Below are 20,509 nucleotides of genomic sequence, written 5' to 3'. Positions count from 1 at the left end.
TGCGCGGAAACCTGAGGGAAAAAGCGTGAGCAGAACGAGAAGCGTTTACAGCATGTGGAGTTCGGATCCGGCCAAACATGCGCCGGTGGAAGACGTGCAGGGCATCGTCACCGGAGCTATCGTATCGGCGCTCGGTTTTTATCTGCTGAACAAGGTCGGCCTTTTGACCGGTGGCACCGCCGGCGTCGCCTTCCTCATTCACTATGCCTTCGGCATCAGCTTCGGCCTCCTGTTCTTCCTCGTCAATCTGCCCTTCTATTACCTCTCGTTCCGCCGCCTCGGTCTTGCCTTTTCCATCAAGACCTTCATTGCCATCGGTCTTGTTTCGGTGCTGACGGAAGTGGAAGCGCGCTGGATGGTCATTGACAGCATCAACCCGCTCTGGGCGGCGCTGCTCGGTGGCCTGCTCCTCGGTTACGGGTTGCTGGCGCTTTATCGCCATCGCGCCAGCCTCGGCGGCATCGGCATTCTGGCCATCTATATTCAGGACCGCTTCGGCATCCGCGCCGGCCTGATCCAGCTTGCCTTCGATGCATTCGTGATGCTCTGCGCCTTCCTCGTCATCGATCCGGCCACCGTTATTTATTCGATTGTCGGCGCTTTCGTCCTCAACATGTTTCTCGCCATCAACCACCGCTCGGACAGATACATCGTTGTGCGCTGAATAAAGTACGCTTGAAATCTCTCGCGCTTGGGCGCAATAGCTCGATCGAGGCGGGAAAATCAGGGGAACAGGCATGGGCGATACGACTACGCGAAAGCGCGTGAATATTTGGGCTTCCGCGCCCGATCGCCATTCGCTGCTGGAAGATGCCCAGGGCGTTCTGGCGGGCAGCATGCTGGTCTCGCTCGGCGTGACGCTGCTTTCCGCTGCGGGCCTCCTCACCGGGGGTGTGGTGGGTATCGCCTTTCTGGTGCACTATTCGATCGGCTTTAGCTTCGGCGCGGTGTTCTTCCTCGTCAATCTGCCGTTTTATTATCTCGCCTTCCGCCGTCTCGGCCTTGCCTTCACGGTCAAGACCTTTTGCGCCATTGCCATGACGGCGCTGCTTTCGGAATATATGCCGGGCTTCTTCGCGTTCGAAAGCATCAATCCCGTCGCGGCCGCCCTTTTCGGCGGGTTGACGGTCGCGGCAGGCATGCTGGCACTGTTCCGCCATCGCACCAGCCTCGGCGGCTTCGGCATATTGGCGCTTTATCTCCAGGACCGTTTCGGCTGGCGCGCCGGTCTCGTCCAGCTCGCCTTCGATGGCATGGTGCTGGCGTGCTCATTCTTCGTGGCGACACCCTTCGTCATCCTCTGCTCCATCCTCGGCGCGCTGGTCATGAACCTCGCGCTCGCCATCAATCATAGAAACGACCGCTACATCGCCATGTAACGGTCGTCCGGTACAGGTAAAGCGGATCAGGCTGCTTTTGCTGTCGCTTCGACCGGGTGCTGCGAACGGAAGCCGACGGCGATGCGGTTCCAGGTGTTGATGGCACCGATGGCAACGGTGATCTTCACGATGTCCTCATCGGAGAAATGCGCCTTCAGGGTCTCGAAGGCGTCATCCGGAGCGCCGGTTTCGGCAATCTTCGTTACCGCATCCACCCAGCCGAGCAACGCCCGTTCCTGTTCGGTATATACCGGGGATTCCCGCCAAACGCTCATCAGGTTGATCCACTGTTCGGAAAGACCGTCGTGACGGCTTTCCTTCACATGCATGTCCACACAGAACGCGCAGCCATTGATGATTGATGCGCGCAGCTTGATGAGATGAACGAAGCGGCGCTCGAGGCCGCTGCTCTGGACGTAGGTTTCGAGCGCCATCACGGCTTTGAAGGCTTCGGGGGATGCCTTGGCATAGTTCAAACGGGTTTTCATGTGTCTCTCTCCATTCGTGGTTCAGTTTGAGGGGCATGTGTCATCGTTCCGGGAAGCTGCGAAGCTCTCCGGTATTTCAGATGGTTGGGTGTTTTTGGTTCTAGCGCGTCGCCGTCCTGCGCTCGTTCAGCTCCAGAAAGGCGCAGCCGCGTGCCGCGATGCCGCCGTCGTCAGTGGCGGCAAGGTCGCCCAGAATGTCGGCAATGCTGGTTTTAGCGAGTTCCGCCCGATAGGCTTTCTCCGCCTTCAGCATCGCGGCGTTGATGCCGCAGGGCTTGGTGAAATAACGTCCCGGCAAGGGGTTCGGCCCACGCTGGCGAATTTCCGCGCAGCGAAAGGCAGGCTGTGGTCCCTCCACGGCCAGAACAATATCAAGCAGGGTAATCTTGTCGGTTGTCCGGGCCAGACGATAACCGCCCTTCGGCCCCGGTACAGTGGAAACTATTCCGGCACCGGAAAGCAATTGCAGGTGCTTCAAGAGATAACTCGTGGAAACGCCATGGAATTCTGCCAGCGCCGCCGCCGAAAGCACGCCGCCTTCGGAAAGTCCCGCTAACATGCCTACGCTGTGAATGGCCTGTTCAACGCCGTCGCCGAGTTTCATCCGATTTGCTCACGTTTGGTTTGCTTTAGTATCATGGATATTATTTATCCATGATTATGCATTCCTGTCAAGCAGCTCTGTTCCGCTCTTCTTTTTTCAAGGTTTCTCACTACCTTGAAGGCGTGAAACACGCTGAGTCTCCCATTTCCGGCACGCATGTCGGCACCTTGCCCCTTTCATTCCAGAAATGGTTTGCCGAAAAAGGGTGGTCCCCGCGCGCGCATCAATTGGAGCTGATGGCTCGGGCGCGTGGCGGCGAAAACATGCTGCTGATTGCACCGACGGGTGCCGGCAAGACGCTGGGCGGCTTCATGGCGTCGCTCACCGACCTTGCTGAACGCGGCAAGGTGCCGCCGGGCTCCGCCTTTGTCGGCGTGCACACGCTTTACATCTCGCCGCTCAAGGCACTTGCGGTGGATATCGAACGCAATCTCACCAAGCCTGTCATGGAAATGGGCCTGCCGATCTCAATCGAAACCCGCACCGGCGATACGCCGCAGGCAAAACGCCAGCGCCAGAAGGTCAAACCGCCCGATATTCTCCTGACGACGCCGGAACAGGTGTCGCTGCTGCTTGCCAACAAGGAAGCCGAGCGCTTTTTCCGCGACCTGAAATATGTGGTGCTGGATGAGCTGCACTCGCTCGTCACCTCCAAGCGTGGCCATCTGCTGTCGCTCGCGCTCGCGCGGGTGCGCAGGCACGCGCCGCATGTCCGCTTCATTGGCCTTTCCGCCACGGTGGCGGAGCCGATGGATTTGCGCCGTTACCTGGCACCGCAGGGGCAGGGAGAACCGCCCGCAGGTCTTATAACAGTGGAAGGCGGAGCCAAGCCAAACATCGCCATTCTGCAGACGGAGGAGCGTATTCCGTGGTCCGGCCATTCCGCGCGCTACGCCATGAAGGATTTGTATCCTGCTCTGAAGGCGCACCAGACGACGCTCATCTTCGTTAACACCCGCTCGCAGGCGGAACGGATTTTTCAGGAACTCTGGAATGTAAACGACGATAATCTTCCGATCGCCTTGCATCACGGTTCGCTGGATGCCGGACAGCGCCGCCGGGTGGAGGCCGCGATGGCTGAAAACAAATTGCGCGCGGTCGTCGCCACTTCCACGCTCGATCTCGGCATAGACTGGGGCGATGTCGATCTCGTCGTGCATGTCGGCGCGCCAAAGGGGGCGAGCCGCCTTGCCCAGCGCATCGGCCGCGCCAATCACCGCATGGATGAGCCGTCAAAGGCAATCCTCGTTCCCGCCAACCGTTTCGAGGTGATGGAGTGCCGGGCCGCACTCGATGCGAACTATATCGGCGCGCAGGATACGCCCCCCATCGCGCAAGGCGCACTGGATGTTCTTGCCCAGCATGTGCTCGGTATGGCCTGCGCCGAACCTTTCGATGCGGATGATCTCTATCGTGAAGTGACCAGCGCTTCACCCTATGCCGATCTACCGCGTTCTACATTCGACCGCGTCGTGGATTTTACCGCTACCGGTGGATACGCACTGCGCACCTATGAACGTTACGCCCGCATCCGCCAGATGAAGGACGGACGCTGGCGTGTCTCCAATCCGGCGGTCGCGCAGCAATATCGCCTCAACCTCGGCACCATCGTCGAGGCTGCGGAACTTAATGTCCGCATGGTCAAGCGCAATGCCAAGGGCTCGGTCGGACGCGGCGGCATGTCGCTCGGCAAGGTCGAGGAATATTTCCTCGAGCAGCTGGTGCAGGGCGATACCTTCCTGTTTGCCGGCAAGGTTCTGCGCTTCGAAGGCATCCGGGAGAATGAATGCCTGGTGTCGCAGGCCTTTTCGATGGACCCGAAGATACCCTCCTATGCCGGCGGCAAGTTTCCGCTTTCCACCTACCTTGCGGACCAGGTGCGCTCCATGCTGTCCGATCCCGCCCGCTGGCAGTCGCTGCCGGATCAGGTGCGCGACTGGCTGGCAATCCAGAAGGAAAAATCTATCATTCCCAAGCGCGACGAGCTGCTGGTCGAGACATTTCCCTTCTGCAAACGCTTCTTCATGGTCATGTATCCTTTTGAAGGGCGTCTGGCCCACCAGACCCTCGGCATGCTTCTGACACGGCGGCTGGAACGGGCGGGCGCAAAGCCCATGGGCTTCGTTGCCACCGATTATTCGCTCGCCATCTGGGCCATGGAGGATATTGGCAGGCGGCTGAAATCCCGCCGCCTGTCGTTGGCGGAACTTCTCGACGAGGACATGCTGGGCGACGATCTGGAGGCGTGGCTGGACGAATCCTTCATGCTGAAGCGGACCTTCCGTAACTGTGCCGTCATTTCCGGCCTCATCGAACGCCGCCATCCCGGAAAGGAAAAGACGGGCCGTCAGGTCACGGTCTCCGCCGATCTTATTTATGACGTTCTTCGCAGCCATGAGCCGGATCATATTCTGCTGGAGGCAACCAGACGTGATGCGGCGGCGGGACTTTTGGACATTGGCCGTCTTGGCGATATGCTGAAGCGAATCAAGGGTCACACCACCCATCGTGCACTGGAGCACGTCTCGCCGCTTGCCGTTCCCGTCATGCTGGAAATCGGCCGCGAGACGGTGGCGGGCGAGGCGATGGATCAGGTGCTGGCCGAGGCCGCAGACGAGCTTATCGCCGAAGCCATGTCCTGAAGCATCAAACTGGAATGAAGGAACGACCACAAAAGTGCTGAGCCGACTGACATTGAGCGACAGGTTTTCCAATGGCTTCGAATGCCTTGGCAGCGAAACTGCCATCAACGGCGTCGCCGCCTGGTGTGACCCGTTGGGTGGTCTTTACCTGCCCGATCTGTCGCTGCTGGTTGTCTCGGACCTGCATCTGGAAAAAGGTGCGGCCTTTGCCCGGCGCGGGCGCATGCTGCCGCCTTACGACACGATCGCTACCCTCAAAATCCTGTCTTCCCTTGTCAGCCGTTACGATCCGAAGATCGTCGTCAGCCTCGGCGACAATTTCCACGATCGGGTCGGGTCTGAGCATCTGCCGCTTATGCTGCGCGAACTGATCCGCGAGATGGCCCGTGGCCGTGACTGGATATGGATCAACGGCAATCACGATCCGGATGGCACGGTCGATCTGCCGGGGTCTTCGGTAGATGAGATGTTTTACGGCAATCTCGTTTTCCGCCACGAGCCTAAGGTAGGAGATGCCGCGGGTGAAATCGCAGGCCATCTGCATCCCTCCGCCACTGTTCGCCGTCGCGAAAAAACGGTGCGGCGCCCCTGTTTCGCCACCGATGGTTCCCGCCTGTTGATGCCGGCCTTCGGGGTGATGAGCGGCGGACTGGATTTGCGGCACAAGGCCATGCGCGGTCTCTTTGACCACGCTGCACTCGTCGCGCATCTGATGGGGCGGGACCGCATCTATTCGGTACGGTTTTCAAATCTGCTCGGCTGAGCGCATCGCTCCGCCCGTCTATTGGCGATATACCAGCACCGGTATCTTCGAGTTTTTCAGCACCTTGGCCGTAACGCTGCCGACAAGCATCTCGACGAAGCTTCTGCGCCGGTGTGAAGCCATGGCGATGAGGTCGCAGCCGGTCCTGTTGGCGATTTCGACAATCGCCTCATCCGGCCGTCCCGCCCGCGCCAGCAGGGCTTCGCAATCCAGCCCCATCGATGCGGCGTGCGCCTGCGTATCTCTCAGAAAATGCTCCGCCTCCTCGCAACGGTGGAATTCCTCTTCGGCGATGGCGGCAATGTCCTCGACATCGCTGGCAATCACGTGAAAGGGTTCGGACACCGTCACGACGGTCACCTTTGCGCCTGCCTCTCTGGCGAGAGCGAACCCTTGGTCGATTGCGATCTGCGCCAGCGGCGAGCCATCGGTGGGAATGAGAATGTGCTTGAACATGACATTTCTCCTTTTCATCCCGGTCACAACCGCACTTGCCGCCATAAGCTGCGTACGTGGTTGTAACGTCTTGAATTTTACCGCAAACCATTGAAGGAAGCGAACGCTATCTTTTACGCCGAAGGCGAAAGAAGCGCTCTTTTACGGGAATGAAAAACACTCAGTCCTTGCGGAAAATAATACTGGCACTCCAGCCCGTGACGACGGCGAGGAGAACGCACAGCGCGCCATAGGCAAGCGGTGTCTGATGCGCGGCATCGGTGATTGCCTGTTCCATGCCGGTCTTGACGACGCGCAGTTTCAGCTCGCGCTGGGCGATGAAATTGCCGCTCTTGAAGAGATAGGCACGGGCGGTATGCACGCCGTTCGGGACGTTGGCGGGCAGGCGCAGGGTTGCCCAGAACAGGCCGGTGCGTTCAAGCCGCACGCCGGTCGTGTCGTTGCGATAGATGCCGCTTGAAAGCCGCAGGCGCCGATAGGCCTCCTGAAAATCGAAGACATTGTCGGGCACGCCGGAAAACACCGCACTTTTGAGCGACAGATGTTCGACACCCAGCCCCATTGCCCGCAAGGTGCCAGGCGAAGCGACGGCGCTGATATCGCGCGTGCTGGCCATGGAATAGGATTCCGGCAGCGGCGTGAAGGTGATGGCGCTGGTATTGATCCAGATACCGGCCACGCGCTCCTTCTTGCGCACCGTCATGTAGTCGCTGGGGCCTTCAAGGGTGACGACGATATCATATTGGCCGATAGCGAGCAGCAACTGGTCGGTGTTGTTAAGGGCGCCGAAAAGCGTGAAATCCGCCCCGCGAAAATCGGAGGTGATCGGAATCTCCGTCGTCGATGCGCCGATTTCGATATTTTCCTGCAAGGACCGCTGCTGTGTGCCGGGAGGCAGGGCAAGCGGCGGTGTCTGCGCCGAAGCGGTAAAGGCAAGGCAGGAACCGATAAGCAGAAAGGCGCAAAGCAGCAGGCGGTGGGTCAATAACCTAACCCTCCGACGGCGACCGAGAACAGGTCTTCGGGGCGAACAACCAGTGCCACGGCAAGGCGAAGGGCGACTGCAAGCACCAGAAGCGCCAAAAGCGCGCGCAGTTGTTCGCCGCGCAGTTTCTGCCCGACGCGCACGCCATATTGCGCGCCGATGACGCCCGCGACCATCAGGATGAAGGCCAGCACAACATCGACGGAATAGTTCGTCGCGGCCTGAACGATGGTCGTATAGGCGGTCACGAAAATGATCTGGAACAGCGAGGTCCCGACAACGACGTTGGTCGGAATACGCAGAAGATAAATCATGGCCGGCACCATGATGAAGCCGCCGCCGACACCCATGATCGAGGTCAGGATGCCGATACCGAAACCCAGCGTGACGACGGGAATGATGCTGAGATAGATCTTCGACTTCTTGAACCGCATTTTCAGCGGCAGGCGGTGAACCCAGTTGTGATGGCCGGGGCGGCGCAGCGTCACCGTCTCATTACGGGCAGCGCGGCGCAGGGCGGAAATGCTCTCCTTCAGCATCAAGGTGCCGACAGTGCCGAGCAGGATGACATAAAGCAGCGAAACGATGAGATCGAGCTGGCCGATGCTGCGCAGGAAGGAGAATATCCACACGCCCACCGTAGCGCCTACAAGACCGCCGACCAGCAGGACGCTCCCAAGCTTCACATCGAGCGTTCCGCGCCGGAAGTGCGTGATCGAGCCGGAGACGGAAGAGGCCACCACCTGGTTTGCGCCCGTCGCCACAGCCACTACGGGCGGAATATTGTAAAAAATCAACAATGGGGTGATGAGAAAACCGCCCCCCACGCCGAACATGCCGGAAAGAAAACCGACGGCCGCGCCCATGCCGAGAATGATGAAAATGTTCACCGACAGTTCTGCAATCGGCAGATAGACAGTCACGGCTCGGACCTCGGGCAAATGGTTCCGGGCGGCAGGGCTTGTCCGGGTGTGGGGCCGCGCCGCGATTTACATTTTCTGTCTGAAAAGACCGGGCATGCCCAGCCTTCATCCGTCATGCCCGCGAGGGTCCGACGTGTCAACATTCAACGGTAAATACGTTGATAATTTGGAAAGATAGCGATCAGGCGTGGGAGCAGCGCCACATTCCGGCGCCAAACTGTAGGGAAGCGGCCGGGAAGGCCGCCTCGTCCGTTGCGAAACGGTTATTTGTTGCGGGCGAGCAGCGCTGTCACCAGCTCGTTGGTGATGCGCCCGTCGGGTGTCTGGCCAACGGATTTCTGGAAATCCTTGATGGCGGTAACCGTGTTCTTGCCAAGCTTGCCGTCGGGCTGGCCGGCATCGAAACCGTTCTTGTTCAGGATCGCCTGAATGTTGCGGATCGCCTTTTCCATGTCCACGGAGGCAGTCTTCACGCCCTCCTTGCCGGCCCATTCCTCGGGCGGGTTGACACTGTTGGCGTCTTCCGAAAGCGGCTTGACCTTCCACGCGTCGGCTTTCGCACGTGCGCTCTGAAGCTGCTGTGGGTTCATCGCTCCCGCAACCTCGTCACGCTTCTGGGCAGCGTCCGTGTCGCCATCCTTGGCCGCAATGGAGAACCACTTGTAGGATTCCTCGATATCCTGCTTCACGCCGCTTCCGCGCGCGTAGAGAATGGCAAGGTTGAACTGGCTGTCGCGGACGCCGAGTTCGGAAGCCTTGATGAACCATTGCGCGGCGGTGGTGAAATCCGGCTGGCCGGCCGCATCGGAGGCGAGCAGGACGGCGAGATTGTGCATGGCGCCTGCATTGCCCTGTTCGGCTGCCAGCGTGTAATAGCGCTTCGCTTCGGAAAGGTTGCGCTCGACGCCATTCGCCTTCTCGTAAAGGTTGGCGAGACGATATTGTGCGGGAGCAAGGCCGCGATCCGCAGCCAGCTTGTACCATTTGGCGGCTTCCGCGCGATCGGCGGCAAGGCCGCGACCTTCGGTGTAGCGTGCTGCGATCTCGTACAGCGCCTGCGTGTCGCCTTTCGCTGCGGCTTCCGCCAGCGATGCTGGCTCGATACCGGCGGGAACCGCAATCGCGCCCTGGGCGGCGGCAGGCGTGGTAGCGGCCTGCACCGGTGCCTGCGGCTCACTCTGTGCGACAGTGCCTGATGTCGCCGCATCCACGGCGGGCGCATCGGCAACAGGCGGTTCATTGGCAAGCGGCGCGCCGCCAATGGTACGCGGATCGATGGTGTTTTCCGATGGTGCTGCGTTTTCGATGCTGTCGGCGGATGCTGCCTCTTGCGGATCGATAGCCAGTTCGGACGGAATGGTCACGGCCTTGTCGCCGGTCTCGGGAAGTGCGGAGACCGGGGCATCGCCCATCTTCTCTTCGATGACCGGTGCCGGGGCTTCCGTGCCGCCCATCATCGTCTTGACGAGCGGCATGGCCATCATCGCAAGAAGAATGGCGCCGATGCCGAGCAGCAGCGGGCGACGATAACGTGAAAGCGCCGAAGCGTCGGGCTTGCGATTTTTCTTGCCGGTCTCAAGCTTCTCCGGTGAGGTTTCCATGGCGGCAGCCTGCGCTGCGCGACGGGCGGCGGCGATGAAATCCGTGCGGCCTTCTGCGTCCGCCGCCTTGCCGCTGGAAGCGACCTGGCTGGCGCGCACCCGTTCCAGTATTTTCTTGATATCAGGTGCGCCAGAGCCGGGCTCCAGAAGTTCGTTCTCCTGGCCCGCGGGCAGCACGTCGATCGGATCGAGCGAAGGGGCGGGTTCCACCTGCGTGCGGGTGGTGGTTGCCGATACGGGTTCTTCTGCCGATTTGGCGGTCTTCGCCGTGCCGGTTTTGAAACGCTTGGTCAGGCCGGCAAGCAGGCTCTTTTTCTCTGCTTTTGCGGGTTTTGCAGCGGCGGGCGGCACGATTGCCATCGCATCCGCGCCGTTTTCGCCGGCATCGCGCGTGTCTTCTAGAATAAGCTGTTCTTCGGCGATGTAGCCCTCTTGCGGGAAGATGGCGGCCGGCATGGCCACGTCTTCGCGGGCGGGCGTAATCATATGCTGCGCGACGTTGCGTGGCGCTGCCTCTTCGCGATAGGCGGGAGCGGGAGCGCGATTATCAAGGCTGTCCAGTCGACCGGCAATCTGCACCAGCGTCTCGTGCAGCGCCTCGAAGGTGCGGTGCGTGCGTTCTTCCGTGTTGCGGCTCAGTGCCTCGAGGCTGCGCAGATCGGTGGCAAGATCGGTCAGCATCGTCATATCGGCGAGGTTTGCGCCGGAGGAGACATTGTTGCGCGTAAAGGCGTCCAGAACGGCCTCGGCCGCCTGTCGAGCCGCTTCGATTATATATTCATCGTTGGACGCCATGTAGTCCTCGATCGCCGACATGCGGGCATCGAGTTCCGGCGACATGCCCGCCGGCTGGTGATGACCCGGCTGGCTGATTAGCGAGGAGAGATGGGCGATCTGATTTTCTAGGCTGAGCAAAGCGCCGCTGTCGGCGGGTGCGGCATGGGCGGTCTCGTCCAGACGGGCCGCGATATCGCCAAGCCGTTCTTCCAGGCGCGAGAAAGTGCCTTCGTTGAAACCAGCAACGGGCTGCGGCTGGCTGTAGCGATAGTCGAGGTCTTCGATGCGCCGGGAAAGCGTGTCGAGCCGTTCCGCCAGGCCGTCATTGACGGTGCCGTGATCCAGCGCGTCGATCTTGCGGGAAATGTCGCTGAGGAACGATGTCAGTTCCGCCTGCTGTGAGGGGCGCTGCGAACGCTCCAGAAGCAGGGAAAGCTGGTCCAGTCGCTCGTGCAGCTGTGCCGCGTCGCGCGCCGTGCTCAATTCGTCGATCTTGGCGGCCAGCGTTTCGAGACGGGCGGTGAGATCCACAGCAGGATCGGGCTTTGCGGCGGCAATACGATTGATATCACCGAGCTGTTCGGCAAGGCCGTTCAGGCGGGTTTCCAGCCGCTGTGCCAGTGCGTTGTCGGTGGCCTGTGCATTGTTGGAGCGGGCGCCAGTAGCGGCAATGGCGCGGCTGATTTCATCCAGTCGCTGGTCCAGACCGGAAAACTGTTCGGTAAAGGCAGCCTCGTTCGGCTGCATATGCTTGCCGAGCTGCTCCACCGCGCTTGCGATGGTGATCAGCTTTTCCTCAAGCACGCGCACGGCGGGATTGTTGCTCATGCCGCCGAGCTGGGTCTTGATGTCGTCGAGACGATAGGCGAGCGAGACGATTTCGTCCTGCAGCGAGGCCGTGTCGAAACCGCGCAACGTGTCTTCCACGGTGTTCCAGCGGCTTTCGATCCGATGTACGCTGTCTTCACGCGCAAGCTGGTCGATGGTGAGGCGCAGGTCATCGAATTCATTGCGCAGCCCGTAGGCATCGGGAGAGGCCAGATTGCCGAGCTGGTCGATGCTGCCGGCAAGCCTTGCAATATCGTCGCGCAGGTCGCCGATGAACTGCTGGTCTTCCGCGATCGCGCGAATATTGCGGATTTCGGCTCTCAGCCCTTGCGCTTCGCGCGCCACGCCCTCTGAGATATCGTGCTTCAGCTCATGCCGCAGGTTGACGAGCGCCTGCGCGATCTCCTGCAAGGCCGCGTCGTTTCGCTGCTGCTCCTGATAGGGCGGGATGGAGCGCGCGCGCGGTGCGGGGTTGGCCGCCGCGTTCTGCACGTCGTTCGGCCGGTATTCAGGCGCAAGCGGTCTGGTAATGGTTCGTTCCGGGCGCGCAACGGGCTCCTGCGGGCGCTGGAAGCTTGCCTCAAGCAGGCGCTGGCGCTGGCGGATTTCGTTGACCGGGTCGAGTTGCGGCGGGGTGACGGTGGCGCGTGGCTCGCGCGGCGCGGCATGGGCCTCGTTTTTCGGCTCAGCTGTCGTGGCGCGGGGGTCGCGCGGAAATTTCTGGCTCATCAGCCCTTCGATGCGGGCTTCAAGGCCTTCAATGGTGCGATTGAGAGCATCAAGAGACGACCTGTCGCTCGGGCTTTGGTTTTTCGATCGCAATCCGTTCATCTTCTCGCTCGCTTCGCTTCCGTCCGGCGTGCCCGGTGTTTGTTGCAACGGCTACCCGCCTGATAATGCCGTCGCACAACATGCAGCAATTCTAGAGCCGGTATTTGCCCCCATGGAGGAAAATGCTTCGATTGACGAAGCAGTTACCTCGTGTCGGAGAATTCACGAAACGTGGTAAAGAAGTGGTTAACTATGGTTGGAATTTTTTAACTTTTGCGGCGCGTAACGCTTTCGCGTGGGGCTGGCCAAGCATTGCGCGGAAAAAGGGCCATGACATTCGACCGGAATTTATTTGACGTTTACGCGCACGTCAAATATTGTCATCCCATATCGGCCGGATCGGCTCCGGCTTTCACGATGCGGAGGAACATCGGTAATGCCTGTTTACAAGGCCCCAGTTAAAGACACGCTTTTTATTCTGAACGACGTTCTTGGCCTCGAGCGGTATAACAACCTGCCCGGCTTCGAGGATGCAACCCCTGACATGATCGAGGCTATTACCGGCGAGGCGGCGAAACTTGCCGAGGAGCGGCTTTTCCCGCTGAACCTGTCTGGCGATCAACAGGGCTGCAAGCGTGCAGATGATGGTTCAGTTTCCGTTCCTGATGGTTTCAAGGAGGCTTACGACGCCTATTGTGAAGGCGGCTGGATCGGCCTCGCCGTACCGCCGGAATTCGGCGGGCAGGGCCTGCCCTATACGCTGCATGCGGCGATTGGCGAGTATATGTCGTCCGCCAACCTGTCGCTGATGATGTATCCCGGCCTGACGCAGGGCGCCATCGCTGCCGTCCTCGTCCATGGCACGCAGGAGCAGAAAGAAACCTATCTGCCGAAGATGGTCGAGGGAACATGGTCCGGCACCATGAACCTGACAGAACCCCATTGCGGCACCGATCTCGGCCTGCTGCGCACAAAAGCAGTTCCGCAGGGCGACGGCAGCTACAAGATTTCCGGCCAGAAGATCTTCATTTCGGCCGGCGAACATTCCATGACTGATAATATCGTCCATCTGGTGATTGCCCGCATCGAGGGCGCGCCGGAAGGCACCAAGGGTATTTCGCTGTTCATCGTGCCGAAATTCCTCGTGAAGGAGGACGGTTCGCTCGGCGAGCGCAACGGCGTCACCTGCGGCGCGATCGAACACAAGATGGGCATCCACGGCAACGCCACCTGCGTCATGAACTATGACGATGCGACGGGGTATCTCTTGGGTGCGGAGAACAAGGGTCTCTCCGCCATGTTCGTGATGATGAACGAGGCTCGCCTCGGCGTCGGCCTTCAGGGCCTGTCCGTGGGTGAGATCGCCTATCAGAATGCGGTCGAATATGCCCGCGAGCGCATTCAGGGCCGTTCACTTTCCGGGGCAAAATTCCCCGATAAAAAGGCCGATCCGATCATCGTGCACCCGGATATCCGCCGTACGCTGATGACTATCAAGGCCTATAACGAGGCTGGTCGCGCCTTCCTTCTGTGGACCGCGCTGCAATCCGATATCGCCCACCGGTCGACCGATGAGAAAGAGCGTCAGACGGCAGATGACCTGCTCGGTCTCGTCACGCCGATCCTGAAAGGCGTGCTGACCGACAAGGGCTTCGACCATGCCGTCATGGCGCAGCAGGTCTTCGGCGGTCACGGCTATATCGAGGAACATGGCATGAGCCAATATGTCCGCGATGCCCGCATCACCATGATCTATGAGGGTGCGAACGGCATTCAGGCGCTCGATCTGGTCGGTCGCAAGCTCGGCATGAATGGCGGCCGTGCCGTCATGGCGCTGTTCAAGGAAATCGGCGATTTCTGCGAGGAAAACCGCGCCGACGAAAAGCTCAGCCTTTACACAAAGGGCCTGAAGAAGGGCTTGAACGATCTACAGGCCGCAACCATGTGGTTCATGCAGAACGCCATGGCCAAGCCAGACAATGCCGGTGCCGGTTCGACCGATTACATGCACCTCTTCGGTATCGTGGTGCTGGGTTACATGCAGGCCCGCATGGCGAAGGCGGCGAGCGAAGCCCTTGCGGCAGGTAGCACTTCGGGCGAGGATTTCCTCAAGACCAAGCTTGTCACGGCGAAGTTTTATATGGAGCGCATCATGCCGGAAACGGCGCTACGCAAGGCCCGCATCGAAACCGGCGCGGACACCATGATGGAACTGGCTGCGGAAGCATTCTGACAGGGCGTGTCACGCGCCGAGGGAGAGAGTTAATGACCGACGTTTACATTTATGACCATGTCCGCACCCCGCGCGGACGCGGCAAGAAGGATGGCAGCCTGCATGAGGTGCCCTCCGTTCGCCTTGCCGCCAAGACGCTGGAAGCCATCCGCGACCGCAACGGGCTCGATACGTCTGCTGTCGACGACATCATCATGGGCTGTGTCGATCCCGTCATGGATGCCGGTGCAGTCATCCCGAAAGCCGCCGCCTTCGAGGCCGGTTATTCCAACAAGGCACCGGGAATGCAGATCTCGCGCTTCTGCGCTTCAGGTCTCGATGCCATCAACTTCGCGGCCGGCAAGGTCAAGGCAGGCTCCGACGATATCGTCATTGCCGGCGGCGTGGAAAGCATGTCGCGCGTTGGCATGGGCATGTCTGGTGGCGCCTGGTACATGGACCCTTCGGTCAACTTCCCCGCCTTCTTCATGCCGCAGGGCGTGTCGGCAGATCTCATCGCCACCAAATACGGTTTTTCCCGTGACGATGTCGACGCCTATGCTGTCGAAAGCCAGAAGCGCGCCGCGCATGCCTGGGAAAAGGGCTATTTCAACAAGTCCGTTATCCCCGTGAAGGACCGCAACGGCCTGACGATCCTCGACCGCGACGAACATATGCGCCCCGGTACGGACATGCAGGCGCTTGCCTCCCTCAACCCCTCTTTCCAGATGCCGGGTGAAATGGGCGGCTTCGAAGCCGTTGGCATCATGGCGCACCCGGAAGTGGAGCGTATCAACTACGTGCACCATGCGGGCAATTCGTCCGGTATCGTCGATGGCGCGGCCGCCGTTCTGGTTGGTTCCAAGGCGGGCGGCGAGGCGATGGGCGTGAAGCCGCGTGCTCGCATCAGGGCTTTCGCCAATATAGGTTCCGATCCGGCGCTGATGCTGACCGGCCCGGTGGATGTGACCGAGAAGCTTCTGAAAAAGACCGGGATGTCGCTTGCCGATATCGATCTTTTCGAACTCAACGAGGCCTTCGCCGCCGTCGTGCTGCGTTACATGCAGGCTTTCGACATCAGCCACGACAGGATGAACGTCAATGGCGGCGCAATCGCCATGGGCCATCCGCTGGGTGCGACAGGAGCGATGATCCTCGGCACGGTGCTTGACGAGTTGGAGCGGCGCGATCTGAACACCGCGCTCGTCACGCTCTGCATCGGCGCGGGCATGGGCACGGCGACGGTTATCGAGCGGGTTTGAGAGGCTGGTCATGAGGCGCGAGGTTTACGAGCGACCCAAGAACGAGATCGAACAGCAACTGGCTAGGCACAATCTGGAAAAGGACATGGCGCAGGATCATAGGGCGTTCGTCAGCCCCGTTTCTTCTGCACATGTCCGCCGCCTCCGAGCCGAACGTTGGGGTTTGATTGTGTTTCTCGTTCTCGTGGTCGGTTCTCTCGGCCTCGCCATCGGCCTGTCATAACCTCAGGGAAATTCAGGGAAGAGGAATCCCAAAATGAGCACTTATACCAATTTCACCATCGAGACGGACGCAGACGGCATTGCCCTTGTCACCTGGGACATGCCGGAAAAGTCCATGAACGTCTTCACGTCGGAAGTGATGGATGAGCTGAACGCCATCGTTGACGCGACTGTCGCCGATAGCGCCGTCAAGGGTGTTGTCTTCACCTCCGGCAAGAGCACGTTTTCAGGCGGTGCCGATCTTTCGATGATCAAGTCGATGTTCTCCTTCTACAATGACGAGAAGGCGAAGGACCCGGATCAGGCAGCCGCCAAGCTGTTCGAACTGGTCGGCCGCATGACCGGCTTGTTCCGCAAGCTGGAGACCAACGGCAAGCCCTGGGTCTCAGCCATCAACGGCACCTGCATGGGCGGCGCTTTCGAGCTGTCGCTTGCCTGCCACGGTCGCGTCGCGTCGAATGCCAAGAGCCTCAAGATAGCCCTTCCTGAAGTCAAGGTCGGCATTTTCCCTGGTGCCGGCGGCACCCAGCGCGTGCCGCGCCTGACCGATGCGCAATCTGCATTGCAGATGATGACCACCGGTCAGTCGCTGACCGGTGCGCGCGCCAAGGCCATGGGGCTGGTTCATCAGGTGGTGGAGCCGGATCAACTCATTTCCGCTGCCAAGCAAATGATCAAGGACGGCCTGAAGCCGGTTGCCCCCTGGGATGAAAAAGGCTTCAAGGCCCCCGGCGGCGGCATCTGGACGCCGGCCGCTGCCCAGCTCTGGCCGGCCGCTCCGGCGATCCTGCGCCGTGAAAGCGCCGGCAACTATCCGGCAGCACTTGCTATCCTGAAATGCGTCTATGAGGGTCTGCAATTGCCGTTCGATACGGCGTTGAAGGTGGAGCAGCGTTATTTCACCGAAATCCTTCGTTCGAAGGAAGCCTTCGGCATGATCCGCTCGCTGTTCGTTTCCATGCAGGAACTGGGCAAGGGCGCGCGCCGCCCGGCCGGTCAGCCGAAGACGGAGTTCAGAAAGGTCGGCGTCGTCGGCGCGGGCTTCATGGGCGCCGCCGTTGCTTATGTCACTGCCGCAGCCGGTATCCCCGTCACGCTGGTGGACCGCGATCAGGAAGCCGCCGACAAGGGCAAGGGCCATTGCGAGGAAAGCGTCAAGGCCGCCATCGGCAAGGGCAGGCTGACGCAGGATGAAGGCAAGGCCTTGCTCGACCTCGTTACCCCGACAGCGGATTACGCGGCGCTCTCCGACGCCGATCTCGTCATCGAGGCCGTCTTCGAAGACCGCGACGTGAAAAAGGCCGTCATCGAGGCCGTGGAAGCCGTGTTGCCGCAAGGCGCAATTTTCGCCTCCAACACCTCCACCTTGCCGATCACCGGGCTTGCGAAGAACTCCAAGCGCCCGGTGGATTTCATCGGCATCCACTTCTTCTCGCCGGTCGAGAAGATGATGCTGACGGAAGTCATCCTCGGCAAGGAAACGGGCGATAAGGCGCTGGCCGTCGCGCTGGATTATGTGGCCAAGATCAGGAAGACGCCGATTGTCGTCAACGATACGCGCGGCTTCTTCGTCAATCGCTGCGTGCTGCGTTACATGGCGGAAAGCTACGACATGCTGATCGAGGGTGTGCCGCCCGCCATGATCGAGAATGCCGCGAAATTCGCCGGCATGCCGGTCGGCCCGCTGGCGCTGAACGACGAAGTGGCAATCGATCTTTCCTACAAGATCCTGAAAGCAACCGTCGCCGATCTCGGTGAAAAGGCTGTCGATCCGCGCCATATGGAACTGGTGAAGAAGCTGGTGGAAGGCGAGGGCCGTTTTGGCCGCAAGAACTCCAAGGGCTTTTACGACTACCCGCCAAAGCCTGCCAAGAAGTCCCTCTGGCCCGGCCTGAAGGATCTCTATCCTCAGCAGAAGCCGGAGGATGTGGATATGGAAGTGCTGAAACAGCGCTTTCTGGTCACCGTGGCGCTGGAAGCCGCCCGCACCGTGGAAGAAGGCATCGTCACCGACCCGCGTGAGGCCGATGTCGGCTCCATCCTCGGTTTCGGCTTTGCGCCCTACACCGGCGGCGCCCTATCCTATATCGACGGCATGAGCGTGAAGACCTTCGTGGCGCTGGCCGAGAAGCTGAGCGAGACCTATGGCCCACGCTTCAAGCCGACGCCGCTTTTGAAGGACATGGCCGCCAAGGGCGAGACCTTCTACGGTCGCTTCGATCCCTATGGCAGCACCGCGAAAGCGGCATAAGCCTTCAAGACACACAAATGAACAGGCCCTTCGGGGTCTGTTTTTTTATCGGCCTATCGTGCCGATACCGTCGCTTTATGTGCATCCTTTGCCCGGCTGGGGCGTTGAGAAGGCGTGAACGGGCGATGCACGCCCGGTGCCGCAATTCATGACACTTCAGGAGACTGCAATGAAGACATCGCTGCGATCCCATGGTTTCGACAAACCATCGGACCTTGACGACCACTTGGCTGAACTTGATGAAGAAGCTGCGGAGAAAGAGGCAGAAAAACCCACTGTCCGAGAGGCGCGTGCTTCCGCTACGGTGGACCAGTCGATACGCGCGGAACTGGACGAACTCCGCAAACAGTTGGAAAAGCTGCGTCGCGATGTGAAAAAGCTGGAATCGGCGTCCCATCCAACCCGCCACAAACCTACAGATATCAGGCACGAGAAAGACCACGAGAATTCGCGCCTGATGATGGTTGTGCGCTCCGTCGCCGTTACCTCGCTTGCCAGCCGCATCTTCGCGTCCTCACCGGTCATGGCGGCTCTGGTGGCTGTGGTGCCTTTTGCGCTTGGACTTGCCGCACGGCGCAGGGAAGGGGCATAATTGCCCCAAGCCGCCCAACCGCCGCTCGCCTGGATCAGCCGCACCTGAACCCGCCACCTGACTGATGTTGATCAGGTCTGGCGGTTTGCCGATAGCGCGTTTCCAGCCACGATAAGGCCTTCACAGCGCACGTATTCCAGCCATCCACAGGCGCCGTGAAAAAACTGTCAAAAAACTTCGCTATGGCGCTTGCCATGTCCGAACAAGATGTTATAACCCCGCTCACTTTCGGGGCACCAAACAGCCCCGCCCGCCAAAAGCGGAGGTTCTTCAAGGACCTGAAGTGCCCGGATAGCTCAGTTGGTAGAGCAGCGGATTGAAAATCCGCGTGTCGGTGGTTCAAATCCGCCTCCGGGCACCATTCTTCTTCAGGAAAATAAGTTGCTTCAGTTTTGGCGCTATCCGGATCGCGTGCGTGAAGTATCTAACGTTCGCTTAAAAAATCTATTTTGTGTTGTTGGTCAACTTTCCCCACGAAAGAATGCGTCGCGAAATAGCCGGCAGCAGCCTATTCGTCGAAGCCTTTCACCTCGGGCGGAATGATAGTCCATTTTCCCCATTCTCTCGGGATCATACGCCGAATCATTTGCTGGTCAGCGTTCTTGAGTTCCGATCTGCTGAATGAGCGTTGTTGAGGGTGCTTCGCCAGCGCGATAACCTCCTTCATCTGGCTGATGAGCCCCTTATGATGTGCTTGCTCGGTTACAGGGGGCTTCGGGGCCGTCGAAAGACCGCACTGCCTCCATAGACGCGTAGTTAGATAGGCGTCTTCATCAGGCGGGGTGGACGCGACCTTGAACAGCCCCCTTTTTAGCTCTTCCTCGGGCAGAGTAGAAAAGTACTCATCGAGCTTCAATAAGTCCGCCTTTAGTTCCGCGCCTTGAACCATGAACTGATCCCCCCGCATGAAGAGCGGCGCTATCCGGCGGTGGAGTCTGTCCTCCGATACGAACAGCGTCGAGAACGGCAGATAGTAGAGGTATGCTACATCCGTGCGGTTGCTTGGCCTGTCGGGCGAGATGATCTTCTTTGTCATGAGGAGATTGAAGAAGATGTCCACTGTCAGGCAGTGTGTAAAATATGGGGCGTAGTCCGGGATTGATTGATACCCCTTGGCCTTCCATCTCGCTTCAACGACGCGCCATAGGCTAGGATCAAGACCCAAAAAATGGTAACCAAGCTTGAGGTTGAGAAAATGCTGTCCGTTGCGGGTGAGGACATCCCTCGCGATCTCCAAAGCGTGCTCGTGGTTCTTCGGTGAATCTTCGATCTGCAAAGACTTTTTGGTGAGCGTCGCCAGCGCGCCGTTATCGAAATCCTTTAGCGCAGCGCGCCAGTCCTTTGCGAACTCCCGCTCGACGTCATGGAAGCGCTCCTCCTGCCACCGATCGAAAGCTTTCGACTCATCGGACTGCTCCTTCACCAGTGCAAGCTTACCTTTGTGCATAACAGGCTTTCCGCCGTGGATCGTCGGAAAGCCGCGCATCTCCACTGGAAAGCCCAGCAACTCGTTTACACAAAGCGTTTGATGCGAGACGTTAGGATAAGAGTGAATGACAGGCGTCTTCTTAGCGACGTCGGCGACTACCTTTTCGCGCGTCCGAGTTTTCGGGTCGTCTTTCTCCAAGTCAGCGAGAACTTCGACGTAGAATATTGGCGAGATCACCGTCGAGAACATGAGGTCGAACATTGCCGCCTGATCGACGCTGAGCATTTCTATGAATGACTTATCGAATAGCGTTGCCGGTCCCAC

The 20,509-nt window shown here is 59.7% G+C and carries 16 protein-coding genes and 1 tRNA gene; 10 read left to right on the top strand and 7 right to left on the bottom strand.

The window, feature by feature from the left end; all coding sequences use genetic code 11:
- Positions 1 to 52: 52 nt before the first annotated feature.
- Positions 53 to 664: a YitT family protein gene (locus tag ASD46_RS04885; protein ID WP_025592410.1), complete on the top strand. Its 612-nt coding sequence runs from the start codon at positions 53 to 55 to the stop codon at positions 662 to 664.
- A 73-nt stretch (positions 665 to 737) separates the two neighbouring features.
- Entirely contained in the window at positions 738 to 1,379 is a 642-nt protein-coding gene (locus tag ASD46_RS04880) for a YitT family protein (RefSeq protein WP_003514952.1), read from the top strand.
- A 26-nt stretch (positions 1,380 to 1,405) separates the two neighbouring features.
- On the opposite strand, the gene ASD46_RS04875 is transcribed toward ASD46_RS04880, so the two are convergent.
- Entirely contained in the window at positions 1,406 to 1,867 is a 462-nt protein-coding gene (locus tag ASD46_RS04875; RefSeq protein ID WP_013635434.1) for a carboxymuconolactone decarboxylase family protein, read from the bottom strand.
- Positions 1,868 to 1,967: 100 nt separating this feature from the next.
- A complete protein-coding gene (locus ASD46_RS04870) occupies positions 1,968 to 2,471 on the bottom strand; it encodes an RrF2 family transcriptional regulator (RefSeq protein WP_013635435.1) in 504 nt (167 codons plus the stop codon).
- A 50-nt stretch (positions 2,472 to 2,521) separates the two neighbouring features.
- Between ASD46_RS04870 and ASD46_RS04865 the strand changes: the two genes are divergently transcribed.
- Both ASD46_RS04865 and pdeM read left to right on the top strand, forming a co-directional pair.
- Entirely contained in the window at positions 2,522 to 5,113 is a 2,592-nt protein-coding gene (locus tag ASD46_RS04865; protein ID WP_323455094.1) for a ligase-associated DNA damage response DEXH box helicase, read from the top strand.
- A gap of 34 nt (positions 5,114 to 5,147) precedes the next feature.
- Positions 5,148 to 5,876 (top strand): ligase-associated DNA damage response endonuclease PdeM, encoded by a 729-nt coding sequence (gene pdeM / locus ASD46_RS04860; protein WP_025592414.1) that lies wholly within the window; start codon positions 5,148 to 5,150, stop codon positions 5,874 to 5,876.
- Positions 5,877 to 5,894: 18 nt separating this feature from the next.
- On the opposite strand, the gene ASD46_RS04855 is transcribed toward pdeM, so the two are convergent.
- The 4 genes from ASD46_RS04855 to podJ all read right to left on the bottom strand — a co-directional run bounded on the left by ASD46_RS04855 (position 5,895) and on the right by podJ (position 12,277).
- A complete protein-coding gene (locus ASD46_RS04855) occupies positions 5,895 to 6,332 on the bottom strand; it encodes a universal stress protein (protein ID WP_003514961.1) in 438 nt (145 codons plus the stop codon).
- Positions 6,333 to 6,492: 160 nt separating this feature from the next.
- Positions 6,493 to 7,317: a TIGR02186 family protein gene (locus tag ASD46_RS04850; protein ID WP_013635439.1), complete on the bottom strand. Its 825-nt coding sequence runs from the start codon at positions 7,315 to 7,317 to the stop codon at positions 6,493 to 6,495.
- On the bottom strand, positions 7,314 to 8,240 hold the full coding sequence (locus ASD46_RS04845) for a sulfite exporter TauE/SafE family protein (RefSeq protein ID WP_003514964.1): 927 nt from the start codon (positions 8,238 to 8,240) through the stop codon (positions 7,314 to 7,316). Before ASD46_RS04845 ends, ASD46_RS04850 begins: the two co-directional genes overlap by 4 nt.
- A 263-nt stretch (positions 8,241 to 8,503) precedes the next feature.
- Positions 8,504 to 12,277 carry a cell division protein PodJ gene (gene podJ / locus ASD46_RS04840; RefSeq protein WP_025592418.1) on the bottom strand — a complete coding sequence of 1,258 codons (3,774 nt, stop codon included), beginning with the start codon at positions 12,275 to 12,277 and terminating at the stop codon, positions 8,504 to 8,506.
- A gap of 376 nt (positions 12,278 to 12,653) precedes the next feature.
- Here podJ and ASD46_RS04835 point away from each other — a divergent pair, with 376 nt between their 5' ends.
- From ASD46_RS04835 to ASD46_RS04810, 6 genes are all read left to right on the top strand, one after another.
- Entirely contained in the window at positions 12,654 to 14,450 is a 1,797-nt protein-coding gene (locus ASD46_RS04835; protein ID WP_025592420.1) for an acyl-CoA dehydrogenase C-terminal domain-containing protein, read from the top strand.
- Positions 14,451 to 14,482: 32 nt separating this feature from the next.
- On the top strand, positions 14,483 to 15,691 hold the full coding sequence (locus ASD46_RS04830; RefSeq protein ID WP_025592421.1) for an acetyl-CoA C-acetyltransferase: 1,209 nt from the start codon (positions 14,483 to 14,485) through the stop codon (positions 15,689 to 15,691).
- Positions 15,692 to 15,701: 10 nt separating this feature from the next.
- Positions 15,702 to 15,914 carry a hypothetical protein gene (locus ASD46_RS04825; protein ID WP_003514982.1) on the top strand — a complete coding sequence of 71 codons (213 nt, stop codon included), beginning with the start codon at positions 15,702 to 15,704 and terminating at the stop codon, positions 15,912 to 15,914.
- Positions 15,915 to 15,947: 33 nt separating this feature from the next.
- Positions 15,948 to 18,164, top strand: a complete 2,217-nt coding sequence (locus ASD46_RS04820) for a 3-hydroxyacyl-CoA dehydrogenase NAD-binding domain-containing protein (protein ID WP_035197760.1) — start codon at positions 15,948 to 15,950, stop codon at positions 18,162 to 18,164.
- 169 nt (positions 18,165 to 18,333) lie between these two features.
- Positions 18,334 to 18,756, top strand: coding sequence for a hypothetical protein (locus tag ASD46_RS04815; protein ID WP_025592425.1), 423 nt, complete (start codon positions 18,334 to 18,336; stop codon positions 18,754 to 18,756).
- Positions 18,757 to 19,041: 285 nt separating this feature from the next.
- Positions 19,042 to 19,117 (top strand) — tRNA-Phe (locus ASD46_RS04810).
- A 147-nt stretch (positions 19,118 to 19,264) separates the two neighbouring features.
- On the opposite strand, the gene ASD46_RS04805 is transcribed toward ASD46_RS04810, so the two are convergent.
- Positions 19,265 to 20,509: a hypothetical protein gene (locus ASD46_RS04805; protein WP_025592427.1), complete on the bottom strand. Its 1,245-nt coding sequence runs from the start codon at positions 20,507 to 20,509 to the stop codon at positions 19,265 to 19,267.

The sequence above is a fragment of the Rhizobium sp. Root491 genome, from assembly GCF_001427205.1.
GTDB lineage: Bacteria > Pseudomonadota > Alphaproteobacteria > Rhizobiales > Rhizobiaceae > Agrobacterium > Agrobacterium tumefaciens.
Note: the sequence above shows the minus strand (reverse complement) of the source record. Positions and strands in the feature narration are given on the sequence as shown.